Annotated in this window: 15 protein-coding genes; 5 read left to right on the plus strand and 10 right to left on the minus strand. The window is 61.0% G+C overall.

Annotated elements, in window-relative coordinates:
- Positions 1-9 precede the first annotated feature (9 nt).
- From phnK to phnG, 5 genes are read right to left on the minus strand one after another with little or no spacing between them, the layout of a single operon-like run.
- The gene (gene phnK / locus HV670_RS17135; RefSeq protein ID WP_175106000.1) at positions 10-798 is read right to left on the minus strand and encodes a phosphonate C-P lyase system protein PhnK; all 789 of its coding nucleotides are present in this window, start codon (positions 796-798) and stop codon (positions 10-12) included.
- Complete coding sequence (locus HV670_RS17140) at positions 795-1664, minus strand: alpha-D-ribose 1-methylphosphonate 5-phosphate C-P-lyase PhnJ (protein WP_175106001.1); 870 nt, start codon at positions 1662-1664, stop codon at positions 795-797. The genes phnK and HV670_RS17140 overlap by 4 nt, the downstream gene beginning before the upstream one ends.
- Entirely contained in the window at positions 1661-2767 is a 1107-nt protein-coding gene (locus tag HV670_RS17145; protein ID WP_175106002.1) for a carbon-phosphorus lyase complex subunit, read from the minus strand. The genes HV670_RS17140 and HV670_RS17145 overlap by 4 nt, the downstream gene beginning before the upstream one ends.
- Entirely contained in the window at positions 2767-3423 is a 657-nt protein-coding gene (gene phnH / locus HV670_RS17150) for a phosphonate C-P lyase system protein PhnH (RefSeq protein WP_246257591.1), read from the minus strand. Before phnH ends, HV670_RS17145 begins: the two co-directional genes overlap by 1 nt.
- Positions 3423-3914, minus strand: a complete 492-nt coding sequence (phnG, locus tag HV670_RS17155; protein ID WP_175106003.1) for a phosphonate C-P lyase system protein PhnG — start codon at positions 3912-3914, stop codon at positions 3423-3425. The genes phnH and phnG overlap by 1 nt, the downstream gene beginning before the upstream one ends.
- Positions 3915-4129: 215 nt before the next feature.
- On the opposite strand from phnG, the gene phnF reads away from it, so the two are divergent.
- Genes phnF through phnN form a run of 3 tightly spaced genes read left to right on the plus strand, consistent with a single transcriptional unit; the run spans position 4130 to position 6197 of the window.
- Positions 4130-4888, plus strand: coding sequence for a phosphonate metabolism transcriptional regulator PhnF (phnF, locus tag HV670_RS17160; protein WP_175106004.1), 759 nt, complete (start codon positions 4130-4132; stop codon positions 4886-4888).
- Positions 4885-5622, plus strand: coding sequence for a DUF1045 domain-containing protein (locus tag HV670_RS17165; protein WP_175106005.1), 738 nt, complete (start codon positions 4885-4887; stop codon positions 5620-5622). The genes phnF and HV670_RS17165 overlap by 4 nt, the downstream gene beginning before the upstream one ends.
- The gene (gene phnN, locus HV670_RS17170) at positions 5619-6197 is read left to right on the plus strand and encodes a phosphonate metabolism protein/1,5-bisphosphokinase (PRPP-forming) PhnN (protein WP_175106006.1); all 579 of its coding nucleotides are present in this window, start codon (positions 5619-5621) and stop codon (positions 6195-6197) included. Before HV670_RS17165 ends, phnN begins: the two co-directional genes overlap by 4 nt.
- A 104-nt stretch (positions 6198-6301) precedes the next feature.
- Here the strand turns inward: phnN and HV670_RS17175 are convergent, their stop codons facing one another.
- From HV670_RS17175 to HV670_RS17190, 4 genes are read right to left on the minus strand one after another with little or no spacing between them, the layout of a single operon-like run.
- Positions 6302-7759 (minus strand): efflux transporter outer membrane subunit, encoded by a 1458-nt coding sequence (locus HV670_RS17175; RefSeq protein WP_175106007.1) that lies wholly within the window; start codon positions 7757-7759, stop codon positions 6302-6304.
- Between the two features lie 12 nt (positions 7760-7771).
- Positions 7772-8914, minus strand: coding sequence for an ABC transporter permease (locus HV670_RS17180; RefSeq protein ID WP_246257593.1), 1143 nt, complete (start codon positions 8912-8914; stop codon positions 7772-7774).
- Positions 8911-9855, minus strand: a complete 945-nt coding sequence (locus HV670_RS17185; protein ID WP_175106009.1) for an ABC transporter ATP-binding protein — start codon at positions 9853-9855, stop codon at positions 8911-8913. The genes HV670_RS17180 and HV670_RS17185 overlap by 4 nt, the downstream gene beginning before the upstream one ends.
- A complete protein-coding gene (locus HV670_RS17190; protein ID WP_175106010.1) occupies positions 9852-10811 on the minus strand; it encodes an HlyD family secretion protein in 960 nt (319 codons plus the stop codon). The genes HV670_RS17185 and HV670_RS17190 overlap by 4 nt, the downstream gene beginning before the upstream one ends.
- Before the next feature lie 346 nt (positions 10812-11157).
- On the opposite strand from HV670_RS17190, the gene HV670_RS17195 reads away from it, so the two are divergent.
- On the plus strand, positions 11158-15720 hold the full coding sequence (locus tag HV670_RS17195) for a CHASE domain-containing protein (protein WP_175106011.1): 4563 nt from the start codon (positions 11158-11160) through the stop codon (positions 15718-15720).
- A 29-nt stretch (positions 15721-15749) separates the two neighbouring features.
- Entirely contained in the window at positions 15750-16691 is a 942-nt protein-coding gene (locus HV670_RS17200; protein ID WP_246257596.1) for a diguanylate cyclase, read from the plus strand.
- Between the two features lie 29 nt (positions 16692-16720).
- Here the strand turns inward: HV670_RS17200 and HV670_RS17205 are convergent, their stop codons facing one another.
- Complete coding sequence (locus HV670_RS17205) at positions 16721-17263, minus strand: class I SAM-dependent methyltransferase (protein WP_246257599.1); 543 nt, start codon at positions 17261-17263, stop codon at positions 16721-16723.
- Positions 17264-17760: the final 497 nt, after the last annotated feature.

The raw sequence follows: 17760 nt of genomic DNA on the forward strand, positions 1-17760 counted from the left end.
TCTCGTACCTCAAACTGGCAGCACGGACGCAACCAGCGTCTGTGTATAAGGGTGCTGCGGGTCGTCGAGCACCTGATCGGTCAGCCCGCTTTCCACCACTCGCCCGTCCTTCATCACCATCAGGCGATGCGCGAGCAACCGCGCCACGCCAATATCATGCGTGACAATCAGTGCCGCGAGATGAAGCTTGCCGGTCAGCGTGCGCAGCAGGTCCAGCAGCCGCGCCTGGACAGATACGTCGAGCCCGGCCGTCGGTTCGTCCATGAAGACGAGACGCGGTTTCGTGACAAGGTTGCGCGCAATCTGGAGCCGCTGCTGCATGCCGCCGGAAAACGCGGAAGGCAACTCGTCGATACGCGCGGCATCCAGTTCGACCTGGTTCATCCAGTCCGCGGCGGTTTCGCGAAGACGTCCGTAGTGGCGAGCGCCGTTCGCCATCAAAGGCTCGCCGATGTTTGCCCCCGCCGATACGCCCAGACGCAGGCCGTCGCGTGCATTCTGGTGCACGAAGCCCCAATCGGTGCGTGCCAGCGTCCTGCGGCGCGGCATGGGCACCGCGAACAAGTCCAGCATCTCGTCGTCCGCGGTGCGATAAGTCAACGTGCCGTCATTCACGGGCGTGCGCAGTGCAAGCGCGTTAAGCAAGGTGGATTTACCCGAGCCGGATTCGCCCACGATGCAAAGCACCTCGCCAGGATAGATGTCGATATCCACATCGACGCAACCGCCACGACCGTCGTAACGCTTGGTCAGTCCACGCGCGATGAGCAGCGGGGATACGTGTGTCGAAGAATTCATGCATCCTCCTGAGCGGTGCGGCGCTCGTGACAGTAGTCGCTGTCCGAGCACACGAACATGCGCTTGCCGTTATCGTCGACGATCATCTCGTCCAGAAAGCTTTCATGCGAACCGCACAGCGCACATTCGTGATCCCAGTGCTGGATGCTGAAAGGATGGTCCTCGAAGTCGAGGCTCTTGACCTTCGTGTAGGGCGGGATCGCGTAGATACGACGTTCGCGGCCCGCTCCGAAGAGCTGCAGCGCGGGGTTCATGTGCATCTTCGGATTGTCGAACTTGGGGATGGGCGAGGGCGAGGTGAGATAGCGGTCGTTCACGAGCACGGGGTAGTCGTAAGTGGTCGCGATACTGCCGTGCTGGACAATGTCTTCGTAGTACTTCACGTTGATGAGGCCATAATCCGCCAGCGCGTGAAGCTTGCGACACTCGGTCACCCGCGGCTCGAGCCGGTACAGCGGTTCCGGCATCGGCACCTGGTACACGATGATCTGCGCCTCGGTCAGCGGCGTTTCCGGAATTCGGTGCCGCGTCTGAACGATCGACGCATCGACTGTGCGGGTGGTCGTCGCAACGCCGGCCGTGCGGGCAAAGAAGCGGCGAATATTGACGGCGTTGGTGGTCTCATCGGAGCCCTGGTCGATGACCTTCAAGACATCGCCGCGTCCGATGATGGCGGAGGTCACCTGCAATCCGCCCGTTCCCCAGCCATAGGGCAAGGGCATTTCGCGCGACGCAAATGGGACTTGATAACCCGGTATCGCCACGGCTCTGAGGAGCGCGCGCCGGAGCATGCGCTTCGTCTGTTCATCGAGGTAGGCGAAGTTGTAGCCTTCGGCAATCGCGCTCTCTTCGGTACGCGCATTCATGCTGCGTTCTCCTCTTGCTGCTGCTTTGTTTCCGAACCGGCACGCAGCCGCCGCAGTAACTCGAGTTCGGACTGGAAATCGACGTAATGCGGCAGTTTCAGATGCTGCACGAAGCCCGACGCTTCCACATTGTCGCTGTGATAAAGCACGAACTCAGGGTCCTGAGTCGGCGAGGCAACCGTCTCACCGAGCTCTCGCGCCCGCAGCGAACGGTCGACGAGCGCCATCGCCATGGCCTTGCGTTCCGAGTGGCCGAACGCGAGACCGTAGCCCTGTGTGAACGCGGGCGGCACCGTGCCGCTGCCTGCAAACTGATTGATCATCTGGCATTCGGTGATATCGATGTCACCGATCTCAACCGCAAATCCCAACTCCTCGATCTCCAGTTCCACGGCGACCTCGCCATAGCGAATCTCGCCGGCGAACGGATGGGTGTGCGCATACCCGCGTTGCGTGGCGTAGCCGATGGCAAGCAGGAAACCCTCGTCGGCGCGGGCGAGATTTTGCAGGCGGACCGAGCGGTGGACCGGGAACGTCAAGGGCTCACGCGAGAGATCGCCCGGTTCGGGAGCGTCTTCGTGCGCCTTCTCCTGCTCGATCAGGCCTTCCTTGTCCAGCATGGCCAGCACGCGCGGCATCGAAGCTTCCGGCGGCGCGGGCATCTCTTTCGTGGCTTTGCCAGCAGGCGAGCTACCTTCGGCAAGCAGGGTGAAATCCAGCAGACGCTGCGTGTAATCGTACGTCCCGCCGAGCATCTGTCCGCCGGGGATGTCCTTGAATGTAGCCGAAATGCGCCGCTCCGCATGCATCGCTTCCGTGTCGAGCGGCACCGTATAACCGAAGCGCGGCAACGTCGTGCGATACGCCCGCAGCAGGAAAATTGCCTCGACCAGATCGCCCGCCGCCTGCTTGATCGCCAGCGCGGCAAGGTCTTCGTCGTAGACGGAACCTTCGGTCATCACGCGCGCGACAGCAAGTCTGAGTTGTTCGCGGATCTGGCTGACACTGAGTTCCGGAAGCGCTTCGTCCCCACGCCGCTTTGTTGCCAACAAGTCCCACGAGCGCTCGATAGCGCGTTCTCCGCCTTTGACTGCGACGTACATCAGACCACCTCCACCCGAGTCGTGCGCGGCAAGCCGATAATCGAGCCGCCTTGCACAAAGTAACAATCGATACCGCAGGGAAACTGACTCGCAAGCTGTGCGCGCTCGCGCCAGAACGAAGCCGGCACGCCCGATAGCTGGACGATCTGGGTATCGCGGATACCGGGGCCGCGCCAGGTCATCGGCTCGCCGTCGACCAGCGAGTCCACGCGGATGAACAACATCGCGGCACGCTCCGGCGCCTCGGGGTCACCGAGCGAAAAGCCGTCGAGCGGCAGCATGGAACGGGCGTCGTGCAGGTATGCAAAGACCGCTTGCGCGCAATCGACCGTGATGGGCGCGCCGGTGTGAAAGCGCAGCGCGTCGCTCAAGGCGCGGTTTTCCTGTTGCAGCAGAACGGGCGTCGAGTAATCGGCGAGCGCAAGCAATGCGGCATAGGCGGCAAGGGGCACGTGGGCATTGTCGTGCTGGTCCTGGCCGGGAAGCACGGCGTCGATGGACACCAATTTTCCGGGCCGTGAGAGCGCGTCGAGCAGCGCGCGGAACACGTTCTGCGAGTCGTGGACCGTATCGGCGAAACCGGGGGTCAGGGCCGCGAGATCGATGCTGGCCGTATTCGAGCCGCGCACGTCCATGGAAGGATTATCGGTTTGCATCAGTCGCCCCTCGCCATCGTAAAGAATTCCACTTTCGTGGCCGCTGCCTGAGCCTGTTTGCGCGCTCTGCGCTCGGCGATACGCGCAGCGAGCGGCGCAAGCAAGTACTCGTGCATGCGCGCTTCGAAGGCGGGCGTCTGCAGAAGGGCATCGGCAAGCGCCGCGAGTGTCGCGCGCTCCTTGTCCCGTCCCATGTGAACCGCGACACCCACGCTTGCGCGGCCTTCACTGGCGCGCAGTCGGAGCGTTGCCCGTGTCACCGTCACTTCGCCGAGATTGAAGGCGTCGCCCGTGCCGCCAACACGCCCACGCACCATGGCAAGGCCGATATCAGGCGCACGCAGCCAGTCGAACTCAGGCAGTGGCGTGCCGTCGAGCGCGGTATCCAGTGCCTCCTTGATGCAGGCACGCGGCGTGCGCGCCAGAATCGCCATCCACTCGCGCCGCGTCGGAAGACCCGGCGGCGCTAACGTCTGTGCGGATGTACTCATGGTCTACCTCTCAATAAAAAGGAGCGGCGAGCCCGCCGCATTCGAGATTTCGTCGTGCTATCCAATCGGCACGCTACTATACTGATCATCTGGTCGTCTAGATGTCTGTTCATACAGGCAAAAGCATTGCTATTGCCCTGCTTTCACATTTTCATCATCGGCGGCGCACTACAATGCCGGAAAACGATATTCAAACCGACAGGAATGACAGCGACATGACATCCAACGAAACTGGCACGCCGGGCCTGGCTGTGGAGCGCGGGGCAGGCGTCGCGGTCTGGCGTCAGATAGAACAGATTCTTTCGGCGGAGATTGCGGCGAACAGCTTCGGCGAGGACGGCCGTCTGCCCAGTGAGATAGAACTCGCGCGGCGCTTCGACGTCAACCGGCACACCGTGCGCCGCGCCATGTTGCGGCTGGCCGCCACGGGGCTTGTGAGTGTCGAGCAGGGACGCGGCACCTTCGTTCAACCCGGCGCGATCGACTATCAGATCGGGCGCCGCACACGCTTCACCGAAAACCTGCGGCGCTACAGCCAGGCCTCGGTGGGGGTGGTCTTGTCAAGCGAGAAAGTCAAGGCGGATCCGGTTACCGCAAAGGCGCTCTCGCTTCGCGCCGGCACGCTCGTGTATCAGATCGAGACGCGCCATGACTCGGACGGCGTGCCGCTCACTTATGCTCGCGGCTGGTTTCCCGCCATGCGTTTCGCCGATCTCCCCGAGGTGCTCGCCGGTGAGCAAGGCGTCAGCGCGGCGCTCGCGAAATTCGGCGTGATCGATTACACCCGCAAATGGAGTCGTATCGGCTGCATCTTGCCGAGTTCGGAGGTTGCGCGGCGCCTGCAGATCAATCGTCAGCAGCCGGTCATGTGGGTTGAGAGCGTCGATGTTGACGAAGCCGGTGTGCCGATCAAATACGGCATTACCCATTTCGCGGCCGACCGGGTGCAACTGCTGGTCGAGGACGGCGTATGAGCGACGATGTCATAAACGCGTGGACGCCGGACATGCGCATTGCCCTGTATTACGCCCCACCGTCGTCGTCCGCATGGTGGCGCGCGGGCAGCGAATGGCTGGGCCGCGATGCCGAATCCGGTGACACGCTCGAGCCGCCCGTCGAACCCGCCCTTGCGGCGCTCGGGCACACCGTCGCAGCTGTAACCTCGGCACCACGCCGCTATGGCTGGCACGGCACGCTCGTGGCTCCGTTTCATATTGCCGGCGATATTGGCCCGCAGCGGGTCCTGTCGGTCGCCCGCGAGTGGGCGAGTACCGTGGCGTGCTTCGATGCCCCGGTGCAAGCCGTCGAAATGGGCGGTTTTGTCGCGTTGCGCGCCGAGCTGGCCGCCGACGACGCGGCCGTACGCAAGATCGCAAGCAGTGCGCTGCATGCCCTTGCGCCGCTACGCGCGCGGCCGTCGCCCGAAGATACCGAACGACGCCTCGCCGCCGGCCTGAGCGCGCGACAACGCGCGCTGCTGCACGAATGGGGCTACCCGTATGTACTGGATGAATTCCGCTTTCACATGACGCTCTCCGATTCCCTCGATCACGCGCCGGTGCGAACTGCCATTGTCTCGTCATGGCGAGCGCGCGGCGAAGCGCTCGGGCCGCTTCCTCTTCACGGCGCGGCGTTGTTCGTGCAAACACAGCCGGGCGCACCGTTCATCCTTTGGCAACGGTTGCCCTTCGCGGGGGTTCCGGCATGAGCACGAAATCCGGCAGATTGATCTACGTGATGGGCCCATCGGGGGCCGGCAAGGACTCCTTGCTGAACTTCGTGCGCGAACGTATCGGCGCGCGAGTGATGTTCGCGCACCGCTATATCACGCGATCCGTTTCCGACGGCGAGAATCACGTCGCGCTCACCCACGAAGAATTCGCTGCGCGCCTGGCAAGCGGCGTCTTCTCCATGCATTGGGAGAGCCTGGGTTTGCACTACGGTATCGGCATTGAAATCGATGAATGGCTCATGCGCGGACTGTCGGTCGTCGTGAACGGCTCGCGTCAACACGCGCCAGCCGCGCTTGAACGCTATCCGCAAACGCAGTTTGTCCACATTCACGCGAGTCCGGCGGTGTTGGCTGCACGTCTCGAAAAACGTGGCCGCGAAGATTCGCGGCAAGTGGAGGCGCGTCTCGCACGCCGCCCTGCGCTCTCGCTTCCCGAGCAGGCACGACTTGTCACCATCGACAACTCGGGCTCGCTCGCCGATGCAGGGCAGCAGTTGCTCGTGGCGATCGGTCACACGCCGGGTTCCGCCGCGCTGAAAGCGCAAGGGTAGAGTCCAAACGCGGGCATCGGCCGATGCAAGCCGGCCGATGTCAGGTATCAGCGATATGAGAGGGCCAGCAACGACGCGTGAGTTATGTGGGTGGCGCCAGGTCGTTACGGTGCCGTCGCCGTAGCAGACGGCAATCCCCCACCCAGAGACTGGAACAACGCAGCTGTATCGGCGAAGCGGTCTGCCTGCGCCCGGGTCCGGTCGAGCGCGCTCTGCCATGCTTGCCGCTGGGCGTCGAGCAGACTGAACTGGCTGACCCCACCGGCCAGGTACTGCGCGTGTGCAATGTTCAGGCTTGCCTGCGCCTGTTGGGTGGCCTCATTGCGCGCCTGCAATGCTTGCGCATCGTTTTCCAACGCCTTCAAGGCGTCGGCAACCTGTTGCAGTGCCTGCAACACCGTCTGCTGGTAGTCGGCAAGTGCCGCATCGTATGCCGCTTGTGCGGAGCGCTTCTTCGCACGCAGTTCGCCGCCATGGAAAATCGGTTGCGTCAGAGTCAGGCCTGCATTCCAGATGTTCAGCCCGCTTACGATATCTGCGATGCGCACGCGATCCGAACCGGCCCCCGCGGAAATCACGAACTGCGGGTACAGGTTTGCTGTTGCGACGCCGATATTTGCACTGGCCTGATGCAATAGCGCTTCCGAGGCGCGGATATCGGGCCGCTCGCGGGCGAGTGTCGACGGCAGGATGAGCGGCAGCGTTTGCGGCAGGTACAGCGAATCGAGTGAGAGGTCTTCGAAATCGATCTGCGAGGGGGCAACGCCGAGCAGGATGGCAAGCTGATGATCCGCTTGCGCGAGTTGCGTCGCGAGCGCCGGCAGTGACGCACGCGTTTGTGCGAGCAGCGTCTGCTGGCTGTGCACATCGAGCTGCGACACTCCGCCAACCGCGAAGCGCGCTTCGGTGATCTCGAGTTGCCGAGCTTGGGCTTCGACGATACGCTGCGTCAACGCGATCTGCTGCTGGAGCGACGCACGACGCACGGCGGTCGAGACGACGTTGCCGGCAAGCGTGAGTCTTGCCGCCTCGAGTTCGAACGACTGATAGTCGACCTGTGCCATCAGCGCTTCCAGCATCCGGCGATTGCCGCCGAAGATGTCGAGCGCATACGACACGCTGACCGACGCGTTATATAGCGTAAATGGGCCAGGATTGGGCACACTTGAAATGCCGAGCGCCGCGAGATCGATCTGCTGCCGTACACCGGATAGCGTCGCATCGATGCTCGGGAACGCTGTCGCACCTGCTTGCGCAATATAGTTCTCTCTCGCCTCGACGAGCTTCGCTCGGGCCTGGGTGAGCGTCGGGCTGTGCTGCAATGCCTGATCGACGAGGCGGTTGAGTGCATCGCAGTGAAACTGCGTCCACCACATCGGCGTGGCGTGTTGCGCGGCGACAAATGCTTGTGATGCTCCCGCCATACCGTCTGCGGCAACAGTCGTTGCGGCTTGCGTTTCGTGTGTATAAGTCTGGATGTCCGGCACGACAGGCAAATGGAAATCCGGCCCAACCGCGCAACTGCAAAGCGCCAGAGTCGATAAGAGCATGAATGGCTTCATCGCGCTATCCACTTAATCGAGCGTGCGCCGATAGAAGCGCAACGCAATCACCATCACGATGACCGTGAACAGCGCCATGGGCCACACGGATGGCCATAGATCGACCCAGCCGTTTCCCTTGAGCAGAATGCCGCGAATCAGCCGGTTGAAATACGTGAGCGGCAGCAGGTCGCCGATGACGCGAGCCCATGCGGGCATGCCCACGAACGGAAATATGAAGCCTGAGAGCAGCATGCTCGGCAGGAAATAGAACACCGTCAATTGCATTGCCTGCAACTGGTTCTGCGCAATCGACGAGAGCGTGATGCCGACCGTCAGGTTCGCTGCGATGAACAGCAGCGTGCCCAGATAGATCGCCAACAGACTGCCCGCAAACGGCACATGAAACACAAAGCGCGCCGCCGCCAGAATGATCGACGCCTGGACCATTCCGATCATCACATAGGGGACGATCTTTCCGGTCATCACTTCAATGGGCAAAACAGGTGTAGCGAGCAGGTTTTCCATCGTGCCGCGCTCGCGTTCGCGCGTGATCGCGAGACCGGTCATCATCACCATCGTCATCGTCAGGATCACGCCCATCAAGCCGGGCACCACGTTGTATTGCGTAATGCCCTCGGGGTTGTAGAGCCGATGGATCTGTACGTCGAACGCGGCCGGGCTGCCGTTCAGGTGCGCAAGCGCTCCGGTGATGTCTTTGTCCGCGACCGGCTGCACGAGGCCGGGAAGCGCGGCGAGCGCGGTGCCGGTCGCCGTGGGATCGGTCGCGTCGGCTTCGACCAGCAGCGACGGGTGCTCGCCGCGCAGCAGGCGCCGCGAGAAATCGACCGGCACCGTCAGGACGAACTGCACCCGGCCCTGTGCGAGCGCGCGGCGGCCCGCTTGCTCGTCGGGCAGGGTTTCGACGATGTCGAAATAGTCGGAGTTCTTCATCGCCGCGATGAAGCTGCGCGTGAAGGTACTTTGATCGCCCATGATGACGGCGGTTGGCAGATGCTTCGGATCCGTGTTGATCGCGAAGCCGAAGAGCGTGAGCTGGATGATGGGCACGCCGATGATCATTCCGAACGTGACGCGATCGCGTCGCAGCTGCAGGAACTCCTTGAGCACGATGCTCCACCAGCGCGATAGCGAAAAAAGGGTGCGTGTCGTCACGATCGCGTTCCATCGGGGGCGCTCGCGCGCGCCATCATGTAGATGAACACGTCTTCGAGTCCGGTCTCGATGCGCTCGACGCGCCATGCGGCATTTGCGCTTGCCTGCTTGATGGCGGCTTCGAGCGCGGCATGGTCGCGTCCGCTGACATGCAGTGCGGTACCGAACACCATCGTCTGGTCGACGCCAGGCATCGTGCGCAAGCGTTCCGACAACATACTGAGATGCTCGCCGTGAATCGCCCACGTCGCGAGATCCTTCGATTCGATGACCTGCCTGGCCGTGCCTTGCGCGAGCAGCTTGCCATAGGCGATATACGCGAGCTTGTGGCAGCGCTCGGCTTCATCCATGTAATGGGTGCTGACGAGGACCGAGACGCCGCGCGCGGCGAGCCGGTGCAGTTCTTCCCAGAAGTCGCGGCGGGCCGCCGGGTCGACGCCTGCCGTCGGCTCGTCGAGCAACAGCAGTTGCGGCTCGTGCAGCATGCAGGCAGCAAGCGCAAGCCGCTGCTTCCAGCCGCCGGACAACGCGCCCGTCAACTGATTCGCGCGGCCTTTCAGACCCAGCGATTCGAGCGAGCCGTCAACCGCCTCGCGCCGGTTCGACATTTGATAGACGCGCGCGACGAAATCGAGATTCTCGCGAATCGTCAGGTCGTCCCAATACGAGAAGCGTTGTGTCATGTAGCCGACATTGCGCTTGATCTGCGCGCTTTCGCGCACGATGTCGTAGCCAAGACACGTGCCGGTGCCCGAATCCGGCGTGAGCAGGCCACACATCAGGCGGATCGACGTGGTCTTGCCGCTGCCGTTCGGTCCGAGAAAACCGAAGATCTCGCCACGCGCGACTTGCAGCGAGACGTCGTTGACGACATGCTTGCCGCCAAAGTGCTTGTTGAGTTTATGCACGTCGATGGCATATTGCACGGTGGGCGGATTCATTGCAGTCTGACCGCGACGGGCTGGCCGGGATGCAGCTTGACTGCGTCGGCGGCGCACGGACGGGCTTCGATCATGAACACCAGTTTCGCGCGATTTTCGTTGCTGTAGATGACCGGCGGCGTGTATTCGACCGAGCTCGACACATAGGTAATCTTCGCGGACACGTCCGTCGCGCAGCCGTCGCAGTAAATCGTCAAGGCGCGGCCTGGGGCAAGGCCGCCGACCACCGTCTCCGGCACGAAGAAGCGCACCTTCACATTCGGTGGCGGCAGCATCTGCACGACGGGACTGCCTGCCTGCACCCATTCGCCGACGCGATACAGCGTGTCGTACACGAGCCCCTCGGCCGGGGCGCTCACGCGCTTCTGGTCGAGCTTCCATTGCGCCTGCTCGACCGCCGCCCGTGCCGAGTCGACCTGAGCACTTTGCGCGCTAATTTGCTGCGATCGTCCGGGCAGGCGGGCGACCTCGACCTGATTGCTCAGTTCGCGTACTTGTGCGGCTGTGGCATCGGCGGTAGAGCGCGAATCGTCGAGCTGCGCCTTCGCGATGCCGCCGACGCGGAACTGCGCTTCGTCGCGCGCGAGTTGCAGTGAGGCCTTGCGCGCATTGGCAACGGCCTGGGCGAGTTGCGCCTTGTTGACATTCACCTCGGGAGCGCGCTTGCCGGTCTGGATGTCGGCCAGTTGTGCGCGCATGGCGGCGAGCTGCTGTTGCGCCTGGAGCAAGGCGGCGGCTTCGTCGACAGATTCAAGCGTAAAAACCGGCGCGCTGGCCTTGACCGTTTGGCCGCGCGCGACCCATAGCTGCGTGAGCTTGCCCGACTGCGACGAGCCGAGATAGACGAACTCGCCTTCCACATAGCCCTGATACACATTGTTCTCGCGAGGCGAGCAGCCCTCCAGCACCGCGGCGGCGAACAGCAGGCAAACGAATGTTTGCAACGAACGGCACATGACTTGCTCCGTGAGGAAGTGGGGCGCGTCTTCGTCTGCGCTATTGGTACCACAACCATCGGGACCGTGGCCAAGGTTTATTCACAGTTGTTGCTCACTGGTTGTAGAATCGCCGTCATACAGTTTCAACGGTTGGTCCTTTGCGACCAGCCTCTCCCAGCGTCCGCGGGGCGTGTTCGGGCCGCGCCAAGCCAATACGAAGTCTGGTTTCGTTTCGTCAAACGGTTGTGCAATTCGTTGAGCATCAGGGTCGTGCAGAGCGGTAGATTGAGCCATCGCTTGGAATCGCGGTGGCCAGGTTGAACCGATCGTTACGGGGAACGTACTCATCAACGGACGTGAACGCATGCGGCATAGTCAAGTCAAGTCTTCGGTCGTTCGCTGGGTCTGTTTGTCTCTGATCACAAGCCTGTTGGTCAGTTTGCTGGTCGCGTGGTACCAACAGCAGGCCAATAACCGGAAAATCGAAAACGCGGTTGCCCTCGCCGCCGATGACGTGACCGACGAGTTGTTGGACCGCCTGAGTTTCTACCAATACGGTTTGCGCGGGGAGCGCGGGGCGATACTGACCGCCGGCGAACACGGTATCAACCGCGAATTGGTTCACAACTATTTCCTGACTCAGGAGATCAGCCGGGAATTCCCTGGCGTACGCAACTTTGGCTTTATCCGGCGTGTTCCGCAGGCCGAAGAGGCACACTTTATCGAGCAGGCGCGCGCCGACGGTAAGCCGGATTTTGCCGTCCATCAATTCGCCCCCCATGCTGGGGAGCGCTGGGTCATTCAGTACATCGAGCCGGAGGGCGCGAATGCCCCTGCCATCGGCCTTGACATGGCATCCGATACGACCCGTCGCGAAGCAGCCGAAAAAGCGATGCTGACCGGCGAGCCACAAATCAGCGCGCCGATTACTCTGTACCAGGCTGCCACGAAACCGCTGACCGGCACGGTGACGGGGGTTCCAATCAACAAGAAGCCGCCGCAATCGTTCCTGATCCTGATGCCGATCTATCGCAGCATCGTCACGCCGGCCGCAACGGCGGAACGTCAGGCTGCGCTTTTTGGCTGGAGCTATGTGTCTTTGTCGATGAATGACACCCTGGCCGGATTGCCGCTGCTGGGCGATCGCTTCGACTTACGGTTGGTCGATATCACTCGTCCGGATCATGTCGAGCCGTTCTATGACTCCGATCCCGCGCCTCAGCCCAGGTTGTTCGAGCACACCTTGCAGCGCGAGGTATTTGGCCGCCAATGGCAATTCCAATTCAGCGCTCATCCCGGCTTTATAGACGAACTCCATTTGCGATCCGCAAGGGAGGTCTTTCTGATTGGGACATCGATTTCGGTCTTGCTGGCGGCGTTGGCCGGGATGGTTGGCGTCAGTCGCCACCGCAAATTGCTGAACGCGGAGGAAAAGCGAGTCACCGAAGCGCGTATCGCTGAACTGAACGCCAGCCTCGAAGAACAGGTGGCCCGGCGTACCGCCGAGTTGAACGAACTCAATCTCCTGCTGGGCAACGTACTGCATGCGGCATCCGAAGTGGCCATCATCGCCACGGATCGCGACGGCATCATCCACGTCTTCAATCGCGGTGCGGAACACTTGCTTGGATATAGCGCAAGTGACTTGATTGATCGAGTCGATCCGATGTTGATTCATGTGCCTGAAGAGGTCATGGCGCGCTGTGCCGAATTGCGCGCTGAATACGCGCAGCCCATCACGGGATTCCGCGTGTTGGTCCACAAACCGGAAATCGAAGGGGCGGAAACGCGCGAGTGGACCTATGTCCGCAAGGACGGATCGCGCTTCCCCGTGACCGTCGTGGTCACCGCGATGTATGACAATGTGGGTCACCTCAATGGCTATCTCTTCATTGCCCTGGACATGACCGCGCGCAAAGCCACGGAGCATGAACTGGCGACCAGCCTGGCCACCACGCATGCGATTCTGGATACCGCGGTCAATCCCATCATCACGACCAACGCCGAGGGCGTCGTGTATTCGATGAACCCCGCCGGCGAACAGGTATTCGGCTACAAGGTGGAAGAAGTCATAGGCGAGAACGTGCGGATGCTGTTGTCGAGTCGCAATCAGGATGGGCGCGAAGTCGACCCGCCGCAATTGCCGATCAGCTGGAGTGTCAGAAAACTCGATCATGGCGAGGAGGTGATGGCACGGCGTAAAGACGGGACAGCCTTTCCGATCCAGATCTCGATCGGTGAAATGCGCGAGGCCAACGAGCGCCGATTTGTCGGGATCATCACCGACATGAGTAAGACACAGGAACAGCACAAAGCGTTGGTCGTCGCACGCAATCAGCTGTTGCTGGCGGCGGAAGTCGCGGAACTCGGCATCTGGGCCTGGGACCTGGGCAATGACATCGTGTATTGGAACGACCGTATGTTCGAGCTCTACGGTCTACCCTTGGCTTTGCGCGATACCGGCGTGAATTTCAATCACTGGCGTTCATCCTTGCATCCGGAAGATGTCGACAGGACCGTGGCCGAGCTGACTACGACGATCGAAGGCGGCGGTCCCTTCGCTTCAATCTTCCGTATCGTCCATCGTTGCGGACAGACCCGCTATATCCAGGCCGCCGCCCAAATCGAACGGGATGCCGATGGCAAGGCCCTACGCCTCACCGGGATCAATCGCGACATTACGGCGCAGCGCGAGATCGAGACGCGCTTGATCCAGGCCAAGGAACAGTCCGATGCTGCCAGCGAGATAAAGTCCAGTTTTCTCGCCAATATGAGCCATGAAATCCGCACGCCAATGAATGCTGTCCTTGGCCTGCTTCAATTGATGCAGCGGACCGAACTTGATGCGCGGCAACAAGATTACGTCAACAAGATCGAAACCGCCGCCAAGGCTCTGCTCGGGGTGCTGAGCGACATTCTCGATTTTTCGAAACTCGACGCGGGGAAACTGCTGCTCGATCTTCATCCGTTCGATGTCGAAGCTTTGATGCGCGAATTGGCGGTTGTGCTGTCGGGCAATGTGGGTGAGAAGAATGTCGAGTTGCTGTTCGAGATCGATCCCGCGTTGCCGCGTATATTGAACAGCGATCGCTTGCGCTTGCAGCAGATCTTGATCAACCTCGCCGGCAACGCGATCAAGTTCACGCTGCAGGGCGAAGTGGTCGTGTCATTGCGGTGCCAAGGCCGGCACGGTTCCCACGTCATGCTTGAGGTGAGCGTGCGGGATACCGGTATCGGCATTGCGCCGGAACAACTCGATCGAATCTTCGAGAGTTTCAATCAGGCGGAAGCCTCCACCACGCGACGCTTTGGCGGGAGTGGATTGGGTTTGTCGATCAGCAAACGGTTGGTCACGATGTTCGGCGGCGATCTGCGGGTGGAGAGCGTGCCGGGCGCCGGCAGCCGCTTTACCTTCTGTATTTCCATCGAGGCTCACGATGCGTTGCCCGCCGCGGCACGTCAGCCGATGTTTGGCCGATCGCTGAAGGTACTGGTGGTCGACGACAATCCCGTGGCGTTACAGATTACGACTACCATGGCTCGCGATCTCGGCTGGCAGGTCGAAGAGGCGACGACAGGGGAGGATGCATATTTACGCGTCATGCAAGCGCAATCGTCAGGGCCAGCATTCGATGTGGTTCTGATGGATTGGCGCATGCCGGGCATGGACGGCCTCGCTGCGGCGGCGAAACTTCGCTCTGCGGTGGGTGTCACTCCGCCGCCCATCGTTGTCATGCTAACTGCATTCGGCCGTGAAGTCCTGACGCGGGTACACGCGACCGAGACCGCTCCCTTTACCGACTTCCTGATCAAGCCGATCACGCCCCATCAACTGGCCGAAGCGGTGGCGCAGGTCATTGGCGTCGCGCCTATCCCGAGCGGGCGTCGTGTCCAAAAAGCGCGGACGCGACGCCTGGAGGGTTTGAATCTGCTGGTGGTGGAGGACAATGCATTGAATCGCCGCGTGGCTGACGAACTCTTGAGCAGCGAGGGGGCGCGGGTCAGCCTGGCCGAGTGTGGTATCGACGGAGTGAATCGTGTGCTGGGGGGGCAGCGTTTCGATGCGGTGATCATGGATATTCAGATGCCGGACATCGACGGCATGGAGGCGACTCGACGCATCCGCGCCCATGCGCAATTCGGCAGCCTGCCTATTCTGGCGATGACGGCCAACGCCTCGCGAGCCGATCGGCAGGCCTGCCTGGCAGGAGGCATGAGCGAGCATCTTGGCAAACCCATTGATATGGAGCAACTGATTCCCTTGCTCTTGCGTCTGACGGGGCGCATAGTCGAAACCAACCCGGAAAACGACAATGTGGAAGAGCGGTTCGCCAGACCCGATATCCATCTGAGCTCTGCAATAAAACGCTTTGGCAACGACCGGATACTCTATGAGCGAGAGCTTGCCAACTTCGTGCCTGAGTGCCAACGACTGCTCAACGAACTCCAGGAGCACGCTGCTCGTGGTGATACCGGACGCATGGCGGCATCGCTGCATTCAATCAAGGGGGTCGCGGCATCTTTGGGGGCGCTCAGCATGGCACAACTTGCCGGTACGATCGAGCAACGCATCAAGCAAGCATCGTTGTCCAATCATGTCGTGTCCCGCACCGTGTTGAGCGAACTTCATGCTCTATTGGAATCGAGTCATGGGGGACTAGCCGAAGCCTTGTCATCGCTGACTGATCGTGCAGCGGAGGTCGAGACAGATTCTGGCATGCCGATCCACCGCATGGACCGGGCCAAGCTCGAAGCGATCCTGACCTTCTTGAACAGTGGAGACATGCGGGCGGTCGATATGGTCGAAGCTTTGAGTCACCGCGACGATGTCGTGTCCGAGGCGACACTCCGGCTCCTCGTGCGCCAGGTCCACGCTTTGGACTTCCCGGCAGCAGCGCAAACCTTGCAAAAATTCATGTCGTCGTAGATCTAAAACAATGCCGGAGACTGCGGATCGTGGATGAACCGATTGATACTCGACCCAAACTGTTGATAGTCGACGATCAGCCTGTCAACATTCGATTGCTTAACGAATTGTTTCATGCGGACTATCAAATCTTGATGGCCACCAATGGCCCGCAAGCAATCAGGCTTTGCGTCGACTACCTCCCGGATCTCGTGTTACTCGACATCATGATGCCGACCATGGACGGCTATGAAGTCCTTGCGAGATTGCGTGCGGATGAACTGACCAGGAAGATTCCGGTCATTTTCGTTACGGCCCAATCCGATGAAGCGGACGAGGAGCGGGGACTGGATCTAGGGGCAGTCGATTTCATCAGCAAGCCGATAAAACCAGCGATCGTGCGTGCCCGGGTTCGCAGCCATCTGCTGCTCAAGACGCAAAGCGATATGCTTAGACATATTGCACTGATGGACGGCCTGACGGGTATTCCCAACCGTCGACGCTTCGAAGAGTCTGCGCCGGCTGAATGGCGACGCTGCGCACGCGATATGACGGCGCTCTCGATTGCCATCATCGACGTCGATTTCTTCAAGAACTATAACGATTGCTACGGCCACCAGATGGGAGACGAATGTCTCAAGCAAGTGGCACATACTTTGGCCTCGCTGGTCCGTCGACCCTACGACCTGGTAGCGCGCTATGGCGGCGAGGAATTTATCTGCCTGTTGCCGAACACTGAAGAGCAAGGCGCCGTGGCGCTCTCGCACAGGCTACTGGATGGTGTTCGTGCCTTGGGCATTGATCACATTGATTCAGATGTCGATCGGATCGTGACGGTGAGCGTGGGGGTGGCGACGGCCTACCCGAGTCGAGGCGGGGATTTGCAGTGGCTGATCGCCAGCGCGGACCGACAACTGTACAAAGCGAAGCTCTCAGGGCGGGCGAAAGTCATGACGGTGAGCGCGGCGCCTGGTATTGAAACAAGCAGGTAAGCGGGCACAAGTCAGCGGACCCGCCTGAGCTAACTGGTTTTGCTCAGGTGCCAGACGTTCGCGGGTGGCGCATTCAGCCAGACCGTTTTGATGCGATGCCAACACAATCCGGTAGGGGCGGTAAAGGGGACTCTGGGTTGGTACGTGAACTGCACGAGGCGTCGAGCCTCGTCCGCGTTCAGAAGGTCAGCGAACGCCGCGACGGTTGGTTCGACGACCCTGGACGAAAGCGAACGAAACGGCAGTCCGGAGACGATGATTGTCTTCGCTGGCAGGTCTTGCAGAACCGAAACGCTCTCATGAAATGCGCCGCCGACCACATGCGCCTGCGGAAATCGCCCTCTCAACTCGGCGGCCAATTCATCTCCGAGCTCGAATACGATGAGCCGCGCTGACGGGTGCCGGCGCACGAGGGAGTCCGTCACGACTCCGGTGCCGGCGCCAACCTCGACAATGGCTTCAAACGCCTCAACGCCGTCTGCCATGGCATCGGCAAGGGAACGCGATGAAGGAGCGACTGCACCTACGGTTGCAGGACCGCGTAACCAATGCTTGAAGAAACGCAGACTCACTGACACGCACTCCCGGCAATCACTCGCAGGCTGGAAAAATGCGCGCGGGTACTCAGGACGAAGCCGGGTGGAACGGCCAGCAGTTGCATAAGATTTCGCACGGAATTCACTCACACGGGAAACTTGTTCGGCGCTAGCGCTGATTCGGGAGTCTATTGCAGCAGGATCGTGCTCGAGGCGGATCGCGATACAGATATGGAATCGGGGTCAATTATAACTGGAAGTGTTTGACGCAAGATGGACGATCCCATTACAAAGTTGAAGGAAGTCCATACTTTGCTTATGGCCGAACCCGGTCTTACATACCGTCATCGCGGTGCAATGGCGCCGGGCGAACGAACGGTCGCGCAGCGCAATGCTCGACGAAACCCATTCAGGCCCCTTAAGACAAACGGAGGGTTCAAGCGGCGCGCGAAATGGCGGGTTTCATCGCTGCATGTCGGAACGGTAATGATCTAGTCAGTATCCGATCACTCTCTCCTGCCTATCATCTGCAC

The sequence above is a fragment of the Pararobbsia alpina genome (genome assembly GCF_902859895.1).
Taxonomy (GTDB): Bacteria; Pseudomonadota; Gammaproteobacteria; order Burkholderiales; family Burkholderiaceae; genus Pararobbsia; species Pararobbsia alpina.

Bases quoted from the DNA above. Each gene is read 5' to 3' on its own strand.
- phnN (WP_175106006.1), top strand. From the start codon at position 5,619: ATGAGCACGAAATCCGGCAGATTGATCTACGTGATGGGCCCATCGGGG.
- HV670_RS17195 (WP_175106011.1), top strand. From the start codon at position 11,158: ATGCGGCATAGTCAAGTCAAGTCTTCGGTCGTTCGCTGGGTCTGTTTG.
- HV670_RS17140 (WP_175106001.1), bottom strand. From the start codon at position 1,664: ATGAATGCGCGTACCGAAGAGAGCGCGATTGCCGAAGGCTACAACTTC.
- phnG (WP_175106003.1), bottom strand. From the start codon at position 3,914: ATGAGTACATCCGCACAGACGTTAGCGCCGCCGGGTCTTCCGACGCGG.
- phnK (WP_175106000.1), bottom strand. From the start codon at position 798: ATGAATTCTTCGACACACGTATCCCCGCTGCTCATCGCGCGTGGACTG.
- phnF (WP_175106004.1), top strand. From the start codon at position 4,130: ATGACATCCAACGAAACTGGCACGCCGGGCCTGGCTGTGGAGCGCGGG.
- phnH (WP_246257591.1), bottom strand. From the start codon at position 3,423: ATGCAAACCGATAATCCTTCCATGGACGTGCGCGGCTCGAATACGGCC.
- HV670_RS17165 (WP_175106005.1), top strand. From the start codon at position 4,885: ATGAGCGACGATGTCATAAACGCGTGGACGCCGGACATGCGCATTGCC.
- HV670_RS17190 (WP_175106010.1), bottom strand. From the start codon at position 10,811: ATGTGCCGTTCGTTGCAAACATTCGTTTGCCTGCTGTTCGCCGCCGCG.
- HV670_RS17145 (WP_175106002.1), bottom strand. From the start codon at position 2,767: ATGTACGTCGCAGTCAAAGGCGGAGAACGCGCTATCGAGCGCTCGTGG.
- HV670_RS17175 (WP_175106007.1), bottom strand. From the start codon at position 7,759: ATGAAGCCATTCATGCTCTTATCGACTCTGGCGCTTTGCAGTTGCGCG.
- HV670_RS17185 (WP_175106009.1), bottom strand. From the start codon at position 9,855: ATGAATCCGCCCACCGTGCAATATGCCATCGACGTGCATAAACTCAAC.